14 protein-coding genes are annotated in these 15,088 nt (G+C 69.6%); 9 read left to right on the plus strand and 5 right to left on the minus strand.

What is annotated here, in order from left to right; translation table 11 throughout:
- The first annotated feature begins 107 nt into the window (after window positions 1–107).
- The 3 genes from ACYVDG_RS31720 to ACYVDG_RS31730 all read left to right on the plus strand — a co-directional run bounded on the left by ACYVDG_RS31720 (window position 108) and on the right by ACYVDG_RS31730 (window position 3,793).
- Complete coding sequence (locus ACYVDG_RS31720) at window positions 108–1,064, plus strand: GNAT family N-acetyltransferase (protein WP_460763487.1); 957 nt, start codon at window positions 108–110, stop codon at window positions 1,062–1,064.
- 190 nt (window positions 1,065–1,254) lie between these two features.
- Window positions 1,255–1,818, plus strand: a complete 564-nt coding sequence (locus ACYVDG_RS31725; protein WP_460763431.1) for a type I-E CRISPR-associated protein Cas6/Cse3/CasE — start codon at window positions 1,255–1,257, stop codon at window positions 1,816–1,818.
- 316 nt (window positions 1,819–2,134) lie between these two features.
- Window positions 2,135–3,793, plus strand: coding sequence for a glycoside hydrolase family 10 protein (locus ACYVDG_RS31730; RefSeq protein WP_460763436.1), 1,659 nt, complete (start codon window positions 2,135–2,137; stop codon window positions 3,791–3,793).
- A gap of 121 nt (window positions 3,794–3,914) precedes the next feature.
- Here the strand turns inward: ACYVDG_RS31730 and ACYVDG_RS31735 are convergent, their stop codons facing one another.
- Window positions 3,915–5,459, minus strand: coding sequence for a long-chain-fatty-acid--CoA ligase (locus tag ACYVDG_RS31735; protein WP_460763442.1), 1,545 nt, complete (start codon window positions 5,457–5,459; stop codon window positions 3,915–3,917).
- A gap of 135 nt (window positions 5,460–5,594) precedes the next feature.
- On the opposite strand from ACYVDG_RS31735, the gene ACYVDG_RS31740 reads away from it, so the two are divergent.
- The 4 genes from ACYVDG_RS31740 (at window position 5,595) to ACYVDG_RS31755 (ending at window position 8,781) form a co-directional block, all read left to right on the plus strand.
- Window positions 5,595–6,029: a DUF6153 family protein gene (locus ACYVDG_RS31740; protein WP_460763447.1), complete on the plus strand. Its 435-nt coding sequence runs from the start codon at window positions 5,595–5,597 to the stop codon at window positions 6,027–6,029.
- Window positions 6,030–6,128: 99 nt separating this feature from the next.
- A complete protein-coding gene (locus tag ACYVDG_RS31745) occupies window positions 6,129–6,782 on the plus strand; it encodes a DUF305 domain-containing protein (RefSeq protein WP_460763450.1) in 654 nt (217 codons plus the stop codon).
- 204 nt (window positions 6,783–6,986) lie between these two features.
- Window positions 6,987–7,895 carry a F510_1955 family glycosylhydrolase gene (locus ACYVDG_RS31750; RefSeq protein ID WP_460763456.1) on the plus strand — a complete coding sequence of 303 codons (909 nt, stop codon included), beginning with the start codon at window positions 6,987–6,989 and terminating at the stop codon, window positions 7,893–7,895.
- A 37-nt stretch (window positions 7,896–7,932) separates the two neighbouring features.
- On the plus strand, window positions 7,933–8,781 hold the full coding sequence (locus tag ACYVDG_RS31755; protein WP_460763460.1) for an alpha/beta fold hydrolase: 849 nt from the start codon (window positions 7,933–7,935) through the stop codon (window positions 8,779–8,781).
- Window positions 8,782–8,797: 16 nt separating this feature from the next.
- On the opposite strand, the gene ACYVDG_RS31760 is transcribed toward ACYVDG_RS31755, so the two are convergent.
- The 3 genes from ACYVDG_RS31760 to ACYVDG_RS31770 all read right to left on the minus strand — a co-directional run bounded on the left by ACYVDG_RS31760 (window position 8,798) and on the right by ACYVDG_RS31770 (window position 11,289).
- Window positions 8,798–9,625: a MetQ/NlpA family ABC transporter substrate-binding protein gene (locus ACYVDG_RS31760; RefSeq protein WP_460763463.1), complete on the minus strand. Its 828-nt coding sequence runs from the start codon at window positions 9,623–9,625 to the stop codon at window positions 8,798–8,800.
- 154 nt (window positions 9,626–9,779) lie between these two features.
- Entirely contained in the window at window positions 9,780–10,643 is an 864-nt protein-coding gene (locus tag ACYVDG_RS31765) for a hypothetical protein (protein ID WP_460763468.1), read from the minus strand.
- Window positions 10,644–10,710: 67 nt separating this feature from the next.
- On the minus strand, window positions 10,711–11,289 hold the full coding sequence (locus tag ACYVDG_RS31770; protein WP_460763473.1) for an NADPH-dependent FMN reductase: 579 nt from the start codon (window positions 11,287–11,289) through the stop codon (window positions 10,711–10,713).
- 140 nt (window positions 11,290–11,429) lie between these two features.
- On the opposite strand from ACYVDG_RS31770, the gene ACYVDG_RS31775 reads away from it, so the two are divergent.
- The gene (locus tag ACYVDG_RS31775) at window positions 11,430–12,602 is read left to right on the plus strand and encodes an ADP-ribosylglycohydrolase family protein (protein WP_460763476.1); all 1,173 of its coding nucleotides are present in this window, start codon (window positions 11,430–11,432) and stop codon (window positions 12,600–12,602) included.
- 16 nt (window positions 12,603–12,618) lie between these two features.
- Here the strand turns inward: ACYVDG_RS31775 and ACYVDG_RS31780 are convergent, their stop codons facing one another.
- Entirely contained in the window at window positions 12,619–13,608 is a 990-nt protein-coding gene (locus ACYVDG_RS31780; RefSeq protein ID WP_460763481.1) for a GNAT family N-acetyltransferase, read from the minus strand.
- 854 nt (window positions 13,609–14,462) lie between these two features.
- Between ACYVDG_RS31780 and ACYVDG_RS31785 the strand changes: the two genes are divergently transcribed.
- Window positions 14,463–14,717: a hypothetical protein gene (locus tag ACYVDG_RS31785; RefSeq protein WP_460763484.1), complete on the plus strand. Its 255-nt coding sequence runs from the start codon at window positions 14,463–14,465 to the stop codon at window positions 14,715–14,717.
- Window positions 14,718–15,088: the final 371 nt, after the last annotated feature.

Genomic DNA, 15,088 nt, shown 5'->3' on the forward strand with positions numbered 1-15,088 from the left:
CGTAGTCGCCCCGGCTCTGCTGGACCAGGCGCACGGCGCGTTCACGCAGTTCAGTGGGGTAACGCTTCGACATAACGGACTCAACCTATCCAAGGATTCGAGTCTCCATCACACCCAGGGCGATTCAGCGCCCGATCACCGGACGCGCTGAACTCGGCCTCTTCAACCGGCTCCCCTACGGCCTCAACCACGAGATCGCAGAAGACCTCGACGCCGGACGGCGGCGCCCCGAGTGGCTGTGGGTCGCCCTGTGCGGCGACCGGCTCCTCGCCCGGGCAGCCTGGTGGGGGTCGCCGGAGAGCACTACACCGTTCCTGCTGGACATCCTCGACATCGACGACGGATCAGGAGGCGGCACCGCAGAGGCGTCCCTGCGTGTGCACACCGCGGAGCGGCTGCTGCGCACCGCCATGGCCAGCGTCCTGACCCCGGGGACGCGACCGCCCGACCACAACCGGTACGTACCGCGCGACTGGCGCACGGACCCGGCCACAGAACGGGCGGTCCTGGAGCGCCGTGAAGCCCTGGAACGGACCGGTGCGCGCCTGTTCGTGGAGCGCCTGCGGTTGGAGTGGCGACCCGGGACACCGGTTCCGCCTCCGAGCGGACGCCTGCTGTTCCGCCGGGTCAGGGACGACGAGGAGATCCTCGGCCTGATGACCCGCGCACTGGCCGGAACTCTGGACGCGCACAACCGTGCGAACCTCGCCCATTCGACCGCTCGCCAGGAAGCGGAGCGGCACTTCGGGGACGAGCTGGCCCAGTACACCAGCCCGCGCGACTGGTGGCGGGTCGCGACAATGCCCGACGGCACCCCCGTCGGGTTCGTCACCCCCGGCCACAACCACTACAACCCGGTGATCGGCTACCTCGCGGTCCTGCCCGAACACCGGGGCAACGGGTACATCGACGACATCCTCGCCGAGGGCACCCGAGTGCTCGCAGGCCTGGACATGCCACGGGTCAGGGCCGCCACGGACCTGGGGAACACCCCCATGGCCGCCGCCTTCCAACGCGCCGGGTACACCGACTTCGAGCACGCCCTCCACATGACCTGGGAATGAACCCAGGCGGTTGGGCCCGTCCCGTCCCACCGCGTTGCGGCCGTCAAGGCCGCGGGACGGGGCGGGGCCGGGCTGACCAGGGGCCCGTTCCTCATAGAGTGAAACGTCCACCACGTGCAGCCGTGACCCTCGGCGGTCCGTGCTCGAAAACGCGCCCCGCGTCGGCGGGGGTGACCCAGATCGGAACTCCTTGTACCTGTCCCGTATCAGCCTCGATCCCAAGCGCAGCACCGGCATGGACCAGTGGGCCATCATGGGGCGGGCCGTGCGCAAAGCGGTCGACCCCGACCCCGACTCCGACGCCCGTGTGCTGTGGGCGCGTACCTCCCCGACCACGCTGGTGGTCAGTTCCGACACCGCCCCCGCTTGGGGGAAGGTTCCCGGCGCGGTCTCTGCGTCGATCCAGCCCATGTCCCGGTATCCGGAGGGTGAGACGATTCGCTGGGAGCTGATCAGCGCGCCCACGGCACGGCGGGAAGGGGAGTCCACCGCCGAGAAGCCGCGTTCCCGGGGCAAGCGGGTGCCCCTGCCCGAGGAGGCGTTCGACGACTGGCTGGACCAGAAGCTGGCCGGAGCGGCGCGCATCACGATAGCGAAGTGGAAGCGTCTGGGCGGCCGTCCCGCCCGATACCACTTCATCGGTGAGGCCGTCGTCGAGGACAGTGAGGCGCTCCAGGAGCTGTGTCTGAACGGGATCGGCGCGGGCACGGCCACCGGGGCCGGGCTGCTCCTCGCCAGCCCTCTGGACGACTAGGGCGCGATCGCGGAGGCAGGACCTCGCAGAATCAGTCGATCGCGCGTGTTAGCGGAAAGCGGCAACTGGAAAATAGGTGGTCAGGGGTGGAAACCCCGCCAATCGGACGCGGAAATTCACCATAAAAAGGATTCCCGCTTAAAAAATTCCTATTTCGCCCATCCGCACCAACCTCGCGTAGGAGTGTTGCATTCGGCGGGCAAATCATGAAGGTTTTCTCCTAAGCCCAAGCTGACCGTCGCACAGGGATCGCCGGACGGTGCCAGAACGGCATGTCCGGCCCCTGCCCGTACGACAGAAGCCTGAAGGAGCAACCTTGGCGTACTCGCACCGGAACCGACCAGGAACACCCACCGACGGCCCCCCGGTTCCGATCCCCCGCACCGCCGCCCCACGCAGACCCGCCCCCCGCACCGCGCTGTTGGCCGGAGCCTGCGCGGCCGCGCTGACCGCCGCCCTGCTCCACGCACCGCAGGCGGCCGCCGAACCCGAGCCCGAGGGCACCGGTGCCTGCGAAACCGACCCCGAAGCGCCGCCCAAGCACCAGATGCGGGCATCGTGGATCGCGGGCGTGGAGAACATCGACTGGCCGTCCGAGCAGGGCCAGAGCCCCGAGGAACAGCAGGCCGACCTGACCGACCTGTACGACGAGGCCGTCGAGGACGGGCTCAACGCGGTGTTCGTGCAGATCAGGCCTACGGCGGACGCCTTCTGGCCCTCACCGCACGAGCCGTGGTCCGAGTGGCTCACCGGCGAGCAGGGCGGCGACCCCGGATACGACCCGCTGGAGTTCGCGGTCGAGGAGGCGCACGCCCGGAACCTGGAGTTCCACGCCTGGTACAACCCCTACCGGGTCGCCATGCACGACGACCTCGACGCCCTGGTCGAGGACCACCCGGCCCGCCAGAACCCCGACTGGGTGTTCGAGTACGGCGGACTCCTCTACTACAACCCGGGTATCCCCGAGGCCCGCGAGTTCGTGATCGAGGCGATGATGCACTCGGTCGAGAACTACGACCTGGACGGGGTGCACTTCGACGACTACTTCTACCCGTATCCCGTCGACGACCTGGAGATCCCGGACGAGGACACCTTCGCCGAGTACGGGGAGGGCTTCGACGACATCGAGGACTGGCGCCGCGACAACGTCGACCTCATGGTGCGGGAGATGAGCGAGGGCGTGAACGCCGTCAAGCCGCACGTGAAGTTCGGTATCAGTCCGTTCGGCATCTGGCGCAACTCCAGCACCGACCCCGAGGGCTCCGACACGGACGGCTCCGAGTCCTACGACGAGCAGTACGCGGACAGCCGCAAGTGGGTCCTAGAAGGCTGGCTGGACTACATCAACCCGCAGGTCTACTGGGAAATCGGGCTGCCGATCGCCGACTACGCGGTCCTCGTCCCCTGGTGGGAGCAGGTCGCCGCGGAGAGCGGAACGCACCTCTACATCGGTCAGGCCGCCTACAAGGTGGGCGACGAGGGCGCCTGGTCCGACCCGAACGAGCTCTCCAGCCACCTGGACTTCAACCAGGACTACCCCGGTGTCCAGGGTGACGTCTACTTCAGCGCCACCTCGTTGCGCACCAACGCGCAGGAGGCCATGGAGATCCTGGTCGAGGACCACTACTCCAGCCCGGCCCTCGTTCCGGTCAACGAGGACCTCGGCGGGACCGTGCCGCCCCCGCCGGAGGTGAGCGCGGAGGACGGTGCGGACGGCACCGACCTGGCCATCACCCCGGGTCCCGGTGCGGCGCCCACCTACTACGCGGTGTACGCCTTCGACGGCGAGCCCGACCGTGAGCAGGCCAAGTGCGGTATCGAGGACCCGCGCAACATGCTCGGGACGGTGCGCGCGGACGACGACGGGGCCGCGGCGTTCACCGCGCCCGGTGACTCGGACACCACCTACTACGTGACCGCCCTGGACCGGCTCCACAACGAGAGCCGCGCGAGCGCTCCGGAGCACTCGCCCTAGGCACACGATGCGGGCTGAACCTCCGGGGAACGGCCCGTTCCGAAGAGCGTGCGAGGGGCCGGTGCACCTCCCAGTGCACCGGCCCCTCGTGTGTTGAGCGCCGTGTGCCGGGCGCCCCGTGTCAGGAGCCCTTGGAACCGGAGCGCAGCTCCTTCTTGAGGATCTTGCCGGTCGGGCCGACCGGCAGCTCGTCCATGATCAGCACCTCGCGCGGGTACTTGTAGCCGGCCAGCCGTTCCTTGCAGAAGGCGACCAGGTCCGGCTCTGCGGCCTTGGCGTCCGGGGCCAGGGACACGCAGGCCACGATCTCCTCGCCCAGACGCTCGTCGGCGCGCCCGATCACCGCGGCAGCGGTGACCTCAGGGTGTTCGTACAGGACCTCCTCGACCTCACGCGGAAAGACGTTGTACCCGCCCCGGATCACAAGGTCCTTCTTGCGGTCGACGACGAACAGGTACCCCTCCTCGTCGGCGTAGCCCAGGTCGCCGGTGTGGAACCAGCCGCCGCGCAGGGCCTCCTCCGTGGCCTCGGGACGGTTCCAGTACCGCTTCATCACGTTGTGGCCGCGCACCACGATCTCCCCGACGTGGTCGGGCCCGGGCGGGAGGGGCCGGTCCTCGTCGTCCACGATCCGCACCCCCACCCCCCAGAGCGGTTTCCCGATGGAACCGACCTTGCGCTGCTCGGCGCTGATGTTGAAGGTGGCCCCGGCTGAGGTCTCCGAAAGCCCGTACCCCTCCAGGACCACCACGCCGGGGAACTTCTCCTCGAAGTCCCGCATGACCTCGCCCGGCATCGAATCGCCGCCGGACACCCCCACGCGAAAGGCGGAGAGGTCGCGGTCAGAGGTATCGGTGTTCAGCAGCTCCTGGTACATGGTCGGCACCCCGGCGAAGATCGTGCACCGGTGCCGCTCCATCGCCTCCACCGCCGCGGCGATCTCGAAACGGGGTACCAGCGCGACAGTCCCGCCGAAGCGCACCGCCACGTTGAGCACGCTGGACAGCCCGAAGATGTGGAAGAGGGGCAGGACCGCGAGGCCGACGTCGTCGTCGCGGAACTCGAAGACCTCGCCGCCCACGGTGCAGTTCATGTACAGCTGGAAATGGGTGAGCTCGGCGCCCTTGGGTTTGCCGGTCGTGCCGCTCGTGTAGAGGAGCACGGCGGTGTCGTCCGAGCCGGTGGACACGGGCTCCCCGATGTCCTCGGCGAAGTAGAGCTCGTCGTAGTGCCGAGTGCCCTCCGGGCGTTCGTCGTTGCCGGGCAGGTTCACCACGTAGGTACGCGGCTTCTCAGCGGACTCGATCAGCTCGACCGCCCGGACCGCCTCCTCCGCGAACATCTCGAAGGTCACGAACACCCGCGCCCCCGAATCGCTCAGCTGGTAGGCGGTCTCGGATGCTTTGAGGAGCGGGTTCAGGGGGACCAGGACCAGGCCCGCCTTGATGATCCCGAAATAGGTGAAGAGGAACTGGGGGAGGTTGGGCAGCTGGACGGCGACGCGGTCTCCCGCTTCCAGGCCCAGGTCGAGAAGCGCTGTGGCGACCCGGCCGGAGATCTCGTCGACCTGGGCGTAACTGAACTCCAGGTCGTTGATGTGGCAGAGGGGTTTGTCCGGGTTGGCCTGTCGTGATTCCTGCAGGATCGTCGCAAGGTTGAAACTCATGGGCACCCACCTAGGATTTAACCGACCAGACGGTATGTTCCCGGAACGTATATAGGCCGAGACCACGGTGTCAATGGGCGTTCCGCAAGCGTCACCCGCTGAGGTACCCCATCGGGGTAGGGGTATGGTGGCGACATGTCACCGTCCGAGCCGCGCCTACGCCGCAGGGGGCCCGCCTGGGTCCGGATCCTGCTGTTCACGGTACTGCTGCTCGGATTCGGGGCGATGCACACCCTTGGGCACCTGCAACACGAGGCTCACGCCTCCACAGCCCCCGCCCCTGCCAGCGCCTCCGCGCACGCCAACACCTCCGCTGAGCCCTCGGGGAAGGCGGCTGACAGCGCCCACGCGGCAGACCACGGCACCGCACTGCCCGAGTTGGACCCGACCTCGGTGTGCCTGACCCTCGGCGCCTTCTCCGTCGTACTGCTGGGCGTGGCCGCTGTGGCCTTCCACCGCTGGCCCGGCCCGTTCCTGAACCCTTCGGCGCCGGTTCGGCGCCCGCCCCCACCGCCGCCCTCCGTCCCAGACGAACCCTCTCTCTCCCGGTTACAGGTGCTCCGCATCTAGATGCCCGCGGAGCCGGACCCGGCTCCGCTCGGACGTACCGAAACGGCCGCGCCGGACCCGGTTCCCGCGCGGCGAGGAGAAACCAGAGAGGAAGCAGGCATGACCCTGCGCAAGCGTGCCCTGACCGCGGCGTCCGCCGCCTTCGCCACCGGCCTGTTCGCCGCGGCCTGCGGCAACGGGGCCGAGGACACCCCGGCCACGGCACCGGAGAACGGGCAGCAGACCACCGAGTTCAACGAAGCGGACGTGCACTTCGCCCAGATGATGGTCCCCCACCACGAGCAGGCCGTGGAGATGGCCGACCTCGCCGACACCCGCGCGGGCGAGGAGGTCCTCATGCTGGCGGAGGAGATCCGCGACGCCCAGGGGCCGGAGATCGAGCAGATGGAAGCCCTGCTCGACGGCTGGGAGGCCGAGGTGGAGCACGGCATGGACCACAGTGAGATGGACGGCATGCTCACCGAGGATCAGATGGGCAAGCTGGAGACCGCCAGGGGCGACGCCTTCGACACCCTCTTCCTCGAGTTCATGGTCCTGCACCACGAAGGCGCCGTGGACATGTCCGAAACGCAGATCGAGGAGGGGGTCAACCTCGAGGCAGGCGACCTGGCGGAGGAGATCATCGACGCCCAGGAGCGCGAGATCGAGGAGATGCACCGGCTGCTGGGTATCGAGGAGCCCGGGGACCAGAGTCCCGGGGGCGGGGACTCGGACAGCGGGGACGCTGACGACGACGGCCACTCGGACCACTGACCCCCGGGGCCGCCCCGTGGCCCCAGCCCTCCGGTGACCGAGGCCCTTCGGGGTCTCGCCCGCGGCGCCGAAACGGTCGACGCCGCGGGTGCCCGAGGGAGGCACCAGGCTGGCGGGCCAAGTCCCGGGCAATGCTGGAACACGGGTGTCGGCCCCTGACGCGATGTGAGATCAAGGTGGGGCACGAGAGGCAGAGAGAGACCCATGCGCAGCAGAACACGAACCCGCACCCGAACCACCGCCGTGCTCGCCGCGGCGGGACTGCTCGCCGCCGTCACGGCGTGCGGGGAACCGGAGGAGAGCGTGCACGCGGAGGCCGGAGTCGGCGCCGAGGAAGGGGCCGTGAACAACACCGGCGTGGCCCTGCCCGAGACCGCACAGCACGTGCACGGGGTCGGGGTGGACCCCGAGTCCGGGGAGGTCCTGGTGGCCACGCACGAAGGGCTGTACACGGTGCCGGCACCGGACCGGCTCACCCGGGAGGCGACCGTACCGGGCCACGTCGGCCCCGAGATCGACCTCATGGGCTTCACCGTTCGAGGGCCCGGGCACTACCTGGCTAGCGGTCACCCCGAGGGCGACACGGACATGCCCGATCCGGTCGGGCTGATCGAGACCCGTGACGCCGGGCAGAGCTGGGAAGCCCTGTCCCTGGCAGGTGAGTCCGACTTCCACGCGCTGACGTCCGCGGACGACCTGGTGATCGGCTTCGACGGTGCGCTCCGCGCCACCGAGGACGGAACCCGGTGGACGGACCTGGATCCGGGGGTGGAGGCCTTCGCCCTGGCCGTGGCCGACGACGGCGAGACCGTCCTGGCCACCACGGAGCAGGGGCCGGTGCGGTCCACCGACGGCGGCGCTGCCTTCGAGCCCGTGGAGGGCGCTCCCCCGCTGGCGTTGGTCGACTGGGTGCCCGGGGGTGACACGGTCTTCGGGGTCGCCGTGGACGGCGGCGTGTACCGGAGCGACGACGCGGGCGCCGGATGGGAGCGGACCGGTGCGCTTGAGGGCAATCCGGAGGCGCTGCACGCGGACGAGGACCAGGTGATCGTGGTGGCCGACCTCCACGTGGCCCGCTCGACGGACGGGGGAGCCACGTTCGACGCCTGGTGACGGTGGTCCCGAGGGCGGGTGCTGCCAGACTCTGGGTATGGGAGAGTTCGTCACCGTCCAGGAGAGCCCCGAGGTCACCCTGTTCTGCTCGGCGCTCGGGCCTCCCGACGGCACCCCGCTGCTGGTGGTCCACGGCGGCCCGGACTGGGACCACAGCTACCTGCGCCAGCCCCTGGACCGGTTGGGCCGCCCCGTGCTCCTACCGGACCTGCGGGGCTGTGGCCGGTCCACCCGGGGGTTGGGCCCCGACGGGTACTCGTTCGAGTCCGCCGCCGACGACCTGCTCACCCTCACCGACCGGCTCGGGCTGGACCGGTTCGACCTGCTCGGTTTCTCCAGCGGCGGGCAGATCGCGCAGCGCGTCCTCCTGAACGCGCCCGGGCGGGCGCGTCGGACCGTGGTCGCGTCGAGCACCCTGTGGCCGGTCACCGACGCCGACTTCGGCCCGTGGCCCGAACGGGCCGCCCTGCGCGCCGCGGAGAGCAGGGTGTGGTCCGGTTCCTCCCTGACCGGGCCCGACCTGGTCAGGGAGGCCGCCGTCGCGGGGGCACCGGCCAACGTCCACACCCCGGAGCAGCGCCCCGCCTACCTGGCCCTGCTCGACCGCGTCTCCTGGTCGGCCGACTGGTGGACGGCGTTGATGGCCGGATCGCTGGACTCACCGAGGCCGTCGGACGGCCCCGAACGGTTGCGCGAGCTCGGTGCTCCGCTGCTGTTCCTGCACGGCCGGGAGGACATGGCCTTCCCCGCCACCTTCGCCGAGCGCGCGGCCGCCCTCCTGCCGAACGCACAGGCGGTGGTTCTGGAGGGCGCCGGGCACATGGCGCACGTGGACTGGCCCGAGGCCTGGCTGGACGCCGTGGACGCCTTTCTCTCGGCGCCCTGAGACCTCCGAGGGGGTGCTACTCGGCCGTGGCCGGGATGACGCTGCCCTGGTACTCCACCTCGATGTACTGGACCGTCTCCGGGGAGGTCAGCAGTTCGAGGAGGGTGTCGATCCGCTCGTCGTCGGTGTTGTCGGCGCGGGTGGCGAGAACGTTCACGTACGGGTTGCCGTCGACCTGTTCGAGCAGGATCGAGTCCTCCTCGAAGTCCAGACCGGCCTCCTGCGCGTAGTTGTTGTTGACGATCGCGGCGTCGACGTCGTCCAGCGAGCGCGGCAGCTGGGCCGCCTCGACCTCCTGGAACTCGAGGTCGAGCGGGTTCTCCTCGATGTCGTCGAGGCTGAAGGTGGCCTCCTCGATGCCCTCGTCGAGGGTGATCAGGCCGCCCTCCTCCAGGAGGAGCAGCGCGCGGAACTCGTTGGTGGGGTCGTTGGGCAGCGCTACTTCGGCGCCCTCCTCCAGGTCGTCGAGGTCGTCGACGACGTTGGAGTACAGGCCGAGCGGCGGCAGGTAGATCTGGTCGACGGCGACGAGGTCGGTGTCGTTGCCCTCGTTGTACTCCAGCAGGAACGGCTCGTGCTGGTAGAGGTTCACGTCCAGCTGCCCCTCGGCGAGCGCGGCGTTGGGCGCGATGTAGTCGGAGTACTCGTGGATCTCCAGGTCGAGCCCGGCGTCGGCGGCCAGCTCGGCATCGATGTACTCGAGGATGTCGCCCGCGGGGACGGCGGTGGCGCCGACGGCGAGGGTCTCCGCAGCGTCGTCCGAGGAGTTCTCGGAGGGGGCGCCACAGGCGGTCGCCGCGAACAGGGCCAGGGCGGCGGGGACGGCGAGGGTGGCGCGGCGCATGAGGGTCCTTTGCATACTGCGGACAGGGCTGTTTCCGGCAACACGGGACGGACGACCCGTATTTCCTATTTTCCCGATGTTAAATCAGGGTTAGCCCGGGAGCCCAGTCTCCGTGACCAAACGCACACGCCCTGACCAGGCAGAAAGGCGTTGGTCAACCCTTGAGGGACCGCATACGGGACAGGAGGGCCAACCTGGCCTCCACCACCGCCGCGAGTCCGTCCGGTGCGGGGGCGCCGACCCCGCGCAGGACCCGGGCCATGGCGGCGGCCGCGGCCAACAGGGCGTCCGGCTCCAGGGTAGCCGGATGGGTGGCCGTGATCCCGGGTGGCGATTCGGCATCCGCGTTCTCCACCGTCACCGCTCCGAACTGGGGAAAGACCAGGTCCAGCCGGTCGGCCCACAGCTTCCACACCTCTTCCCTCGCCTCGGTCAGGGAACGCAGGGCCCGCCAGGGGCGCCCGCGGTGCGCGTGCCGGGCGGCGTCACCCACCGCGACCCACGCGAGGAAGGCCCACTCCCGAACCGTCTCCCCGTCCGGGTCCCAACGCTCCTTCGGCAGGTCGTCGGCGAGCCTCCCGGAGCGGTCGAGCAGAGCCACCGCCTGAGGCGGCAGACCGGGCCGTGCTTCACCGGGGGACACGACCAGGGACAGTTGCCCACCGTCCCGGTACATCACGATGAGGTGCGCCGCCCTCTCACCCCACCTCTGCACGTGCGAGGCGGCCACCGGAGCGAACGCCAGGACCGCGGCGAGCACCTGCTCGCAGCGCTCCTCGACCCCTTCCCCCGCGCCCAGGCCCAGCCCGGCGTCGACGTCGGAGAGCGCGTCGCCCCCGCCGCGCCCGAGGGAACCGGCGAGTTCGAGCCAGTCCACCCAGAGGGTGTCCCGCGCCCAGCGGTCGAGAGCGTCGACGAGGCCACGCGGAGAGGACGCGGTGGACGGGCTCGCCGGGTCAGTGTCGGGGGAACCGGCCTGGGGGAGCCGTCCGGTCACGTCAGCGGAAGGATCACTCATGAAACGCATCCTCCCGCCAAGGGACGCTGTGAAGGAACCCGTGAGCGTTCTGCCGACGGCACCTGGGTCACCAGCCGATGAGACCCTCCGCCATCCGTTTGCGGTCCGAGTAGGCGAGCGCGTCCACGAACTCACCCATCGCCAGACCCATCCGATCCACGACGGCGGGATCTTCGTACTCCCCCGCCGCGTCCGTCCGAGCGCCCGCACGCGAGACCACCACGCAGTCCACCAGCACCGCGCCGAGCAGCGTCAGGGTCGGCATCAGCGGGGTGTGGGCGCGCATCCCGCCCGCCTGGCCGGGAGAGGCACTCATCAGCACGGTCGGTTTCCCGACCAGGCCGCCGGAGCCCACCAACCAGTCGATCGCGTTCTTCGTGACACCGGCCGGACCGTGCGCGTACTCGGGGGTGGCGATCAGTACACCGTCCGCTCGGGCGGCGAGCTCCCGGAACTCGCGCACCGCATCGGGCCAGGCGGCCTCGTCGGTTTCGACATCCGGGTTGAACAGCGGCAGCCGTCCGGCCAGGTCCGCGCCGACCACCGGCACCTCCGGGCGGACCCGCTCCGCCAGCCGCAGCAGCGCCGCGTTGTACGACCCCTGACGCAGACTCCCGCAGATCCCCAGAACCACACGCTCGGTCATAGGCTCCCTGTTCCCCTCTCCGCACTCAGCCGGCACACACACCCGGCACCAACCAGAGTCTGTCCGCGGATCTTCCCAAGGCCGGAAAGCCCGGCAGCGTCAGGCTTGTGGGAGACAGGGAAGGGCCCTAGCATCCAGCAATGCGCAACCCCTCTCCCCTTCCCGACCTCCTGACCGGCTGCCTGCTCGGCGGCGCCATCGGTGACGCCCTCGGCGCACCCATCGAGGGCCTCGGGCTGGACCAGATCCGGGAGCGGTACGGCGGCGACGGCCTCACCGACTACGCGGAGGGCTCCTACGGGATCGGGGCGGTCACCGACGAGACCCAGCTGACACTGCGCGTTGCCGAGGCGCTCGTCCGGGCCTCCATCCGGGAACGGTCGAAGGGGATCGGCGGGGCAGGCCCCGGGGTCGTCCAGATGCTGTGCCTCGAATGGCTGAGCACCCAGGGAGTGGACATTCCCCCTCAGGGATCACACCACGGGTGGCCGTTCGGAAACACGGCCATGCACGCCCGGCGCGGGCACAGCGCCGCTACCGTGGACGCGCTGCGCCGGGCCGCCGAGCGGAAGCGCCCGGGAGTCCCCTTGGGGACGGTGGCGGAACCGGTCAACAACTCCAAGGGGTGCGCCGCCGTGGTGCGTGCCGCCCCGTGCGGGTTCGGAACCGGGAGCATCGACAGCGCCTTCGACATGGCCGAGCGGGTCGCGGCGCTGACGCACGGGCACCGGACCGCGCACCTGGCGGCGGGCGTGTTCTCGGCGACCGTGTGGGGGCTGGTCCGGGGCGCGCCCTTGGAGCAGGCGCTGTCCGAGGGAAGAGGGGCCCTGGAGGACAGGGAGGGCCACGAAGAGGTCTCCAGCGCGTTGGACAAGGCGGTGTCGGTTGCGGCCCGGGGCGTCCCGACCGCCGCGGACCTCTCGGAGCTCGGCGACGGCTGGACCTCCGAGGAAGCTCTCGCCGTGGCGGTGTGCGTGGCCCTGCACGCCGACGACCCGTACGCGGCGGAAGAAGCTGCCCAGGGCGCACCGGCCACTGACCGCAGAGCCTTGCCGAAGGTCGGACGGCGTTCCCTGCTGCTGGCGGTCAACCACTCCGGGGACAGCGACTCCCTCGGGGCGCTGTGCGGGAACCTGGTCGGCGCCCGGCACGGGGTACATGTCTTTCCGGGGCACTGGCAGTCCCAGCTGGAAGTGCGGGACGTGGCGATCCGGTTGGCTGCCGACTGCGCACTGGAGTACGCCCCCTGGCCGCCCGACGACCCGGATTTCGGCGGCGCACACCCGTCCTGGAGCCGGAGGCACCCAGCCTGAGCCCGGCAGTGGGCCCTCAGCCGCCGGTGCGCTGGAGTTCGAGGAAGCGCTCCTCGAACCGGAAGCCCAGGGCCAGGTTGATGTCGAGCATGTGGCGGTTGTCCACCGCGTTCCAGGTACGCACCAGCGACCGGTCCGGGTACTCACCGGCCAGGCGTTCCAAGTTGTGGACCTTCAGCGCCATACCGAGGCGGCGGCCCCGGTGCTCCCCCACGACCAGGGTGTCTTCCTGGTAGGCCAGTCCCGGGACCGTGGGCAGGAAGAGGACGGTGAATCCGACGAGTTCACCCGAAGGCGCCTCCGCGGCTGTGATCAAGGTGATCGTGCCCACCGCGGCGCGGCGCCCCTCCATGGCACGGACCCGCGCCACGTCCCAGAGCCCGGGGTCGACCCGCAGGTCTCCCACCGGCACGTCGCGCTCCATGACGGTGCGCAGGTGCGCGTACGCCTCGACCAACTCGTCCGGGCAGGAACCAGTCCACTCCCGCAACCGGTAAGGGGCGGTGTCGGGCCGGAGGCCGTCCAAGAGGCCCCGCCCGACGGGCAGGTCCAAGGTCAGGGTGTCCTCTTCCTGCCCCACTTCGAACCCGTGCTTCGCGGCAAAGCGCGCACCCGGCCAGTCCTGCTCGGTACGCCCCCGAGGAAGCGGCACCTCGGCCAGCGCGACGATGCGGTCCTCCTCAACCATCACCCGTTCGGCTTCCCCGAGGAGACGGGTTCCCAACCCGCAGTTCCGGTGCTCAGGGGACACCGTGACGGTCACTTCCGCATGCCGCCGGTTTTCCTTCAGTGGAAGCTCCACCATCAGGGTGCCCACGATCCGATCGCCCTCCCACGCTGCGTACAACTGGAACCGCATGTCATCACGGCCCAAGGTCACCATGCCGCGCAGGCCGTCCAGCGAGATGATCGCCCCGCCCTCTCGCTCGAACAGGCAGCCCTCGCGTTTGGCCCGGTACCAGTCAGTGAAGGCGTTGCCGTCATGCGGGTCGATCCGGCTGATCATGCGCGAATTCCTCCGTGGGTGTCAGGGCCACGCAGTGGGGCCAATGGCATGCGGCCAGGCCCGAGCGACGTGGTGGGACCAGAGCCACCAGCATGCCCATGCCGACATCCCTGCGGCCACAGGTTTTCCAACAGCAACGGCTTTCCAGCATCAGCAGTCTTTTCGACGGCTCCGGGTTCCCGGGTTCGCCAGAAACCGTGGGGTGTTCGGCTATGGAACAGACTAAAATTTTCATCGCCCCCGCGCTTTCCACCGTTATTTGACCTCACACCTTCAGGAGCGCTCTTTAGTGACTGGGATTTCCTGACCTGGTGGTGCTGGGTGGCCTTTCGGGTAGGGGCGCCCTCCTTTCCCGCCGCCCGATTGTGGCCGTCTCCGCTACGCGCCTCAAGGTCGTCGCCATCGAGCGCTTCGCGCATCAACGGCGCTCCACCTTGACACGCTCTGCTACGACGGCGGGTTGGCGGCTATCGGGAAAGGGGGACGGGTGGTCGAGGCCCGAGCGGAAATACTCGGGCTTCGCCCGATAACTGCGTCGGCCTGGCGGCCGATGCCTGCCACTCCGCCGGAGCGTTGACGGGTCGGGTGTCGCGGCCGGTCAATGCGCCCAGCGAAAACCCCGATGATCTTGCCCCTGTCTCCACCCTCGCCCGTCGAGAGTGGAGACAGGGGCAAGATCATTCCCACGCGGGACCGCATTTATCCGCTTTGCCCAAGAATGCGGGCAGGGGGCAGGGGCCCTTTCCCGGAAGGCTTCTTTCCGGGGGATGGAAAGGCGGGTCGTGGTGGCCGGGTAAGTGTTTTATCACCCCCGAGATAGGTCCTTTCTGGGTCTTTCTTGATATCCTTAGGGTATGACTTCTTCTTTCGGGCAGTGCGGGAACACAGCGGGCAATACGCCCGCCGTGGCCGCCATGCGCACTGCCCGGGAAAAGATCGCCTCCGAAATGGCCGAGGTGCCTCCGACGGGTGCGGCCGGTGAGGTCCTGGACGTGGTCTCGCAGGTGTTCGAGGACTTCGACCGGGCCCAGCTTTCGATGCTGCTGCGCCTGGCCCAGCTGGAAGCGGCCGGGACCCTGTTGGAGGCGGGCGGGCAGCGGTCGGTGTAGAACTGGCTGATCCACTCGGTGGGGATGGCCCCGGGTGAGGCCAACGGGCGCGCCGAGCTGGCCCGGCGCCTGTTCGCCCAGGAACTTCCCGCCACCCGCGAAGGCCTGGACTCCGGGCTGCTGTCGATCGGCGAAGCCGTAGCCGTGTGCCGGACCGCTGACAGGGCGGTGGACAAGCGCAACACCAAGGACTGCCCGGAGGCCGGTAGGTTCCGGCAGATCATCGAGGCCGGGATCCTGGCCGGGGACTGTATAGATAAGGGTGTAACTCCAAGAGGGTAGGAGTGCACCATGAGTGACAAGACGCAGGTCAAGACGGATACTGGCAGGTCGGACGAGGCCCTGGTCGCGGAACTGGTCGCCAAGGCCAA

Source organism: Nocardiopsis oceani (assembly GCF_054777395.1).

Coding starts and splice junctions, on each gene's coding strand:
- ACYVDG_RS31735 (WP_460763442.1), bottom strand. CDS start 5,459: ATGAGTTTCAACCTTGCGACGATCCTGCAGGAATCACGACAGGCCAAC.
- ACYVDG_RS31740 (WP_460763447.1), top strand. CDS start 5,595: ATGTCACCGTCCGAGCCGCGCCTACGCCGCAGGGGGCCCGCCTGGGTC.
- ACYVDG_RS31745 (WP_460763450.1), top strand. CDS start 6,129: ATGACCCTGCGCAAGCGTGCCCTGACCGCGGCGTCCGCCGCCTTCGCC.
- ACYVDG_RS31750 (WP_460763456.1), top strand. CDS start 6,987: ATGCGCAGCAGAACACGAACCCGCACCCGAACCACCGCCGTGCTCGCC.
- ACYVDG_RS31755 (WP_460763460.1), top strand. CDS start 7,933: ATGGGAGAGTTCGTCACCGTCCAGGAGAGCCCCGAGGTCACCCTGTTC.
- ACYVDG_RS31760 (WP_460763463.1), bottom strand. CDS start 9,625: ATGCGCCGCGCCACCCTCGCCGTCCCCGCCGCCCTGGCCCTGTTCGCG.
- ACYVDG_RS31765 (WP_460763468.1), bottom strand. CDS start 10,643: ATGAGTGATCCTTCCGCTGACGTGACCGGACGGCTCCCCCAGGCCGGT.
- ACYVDG_RS31770 (WP_460763473.1), bottom strand. CDS start 11,289: ATGACCGAGCGTGTGGTTCTGGGGATCTGCGGGAGTCTGCGTCAGGGG.
- ACYVDG_RS31775 (WP_460763476.1), top strand. CDS start 11,430: ATGCGCAACCCCTCTCCCCTTCCCGACCTCCTGACCGGCTGCCTGCTC.
- ACYVDG_RS31780 (WP_460763481.1), bottom strand. CDS start 13,608: ATGATCAGCCGGATCGACCCGCATGACGGCAACGCCTTCACTGACTGG.
- ACYVDG_RS31785 (WP_460763484.1), top strand. CDS start 14,463: ATGACTTCTTCTTTCGGGCAGTGCGGGAACACAGCGGGCAATACGCCC.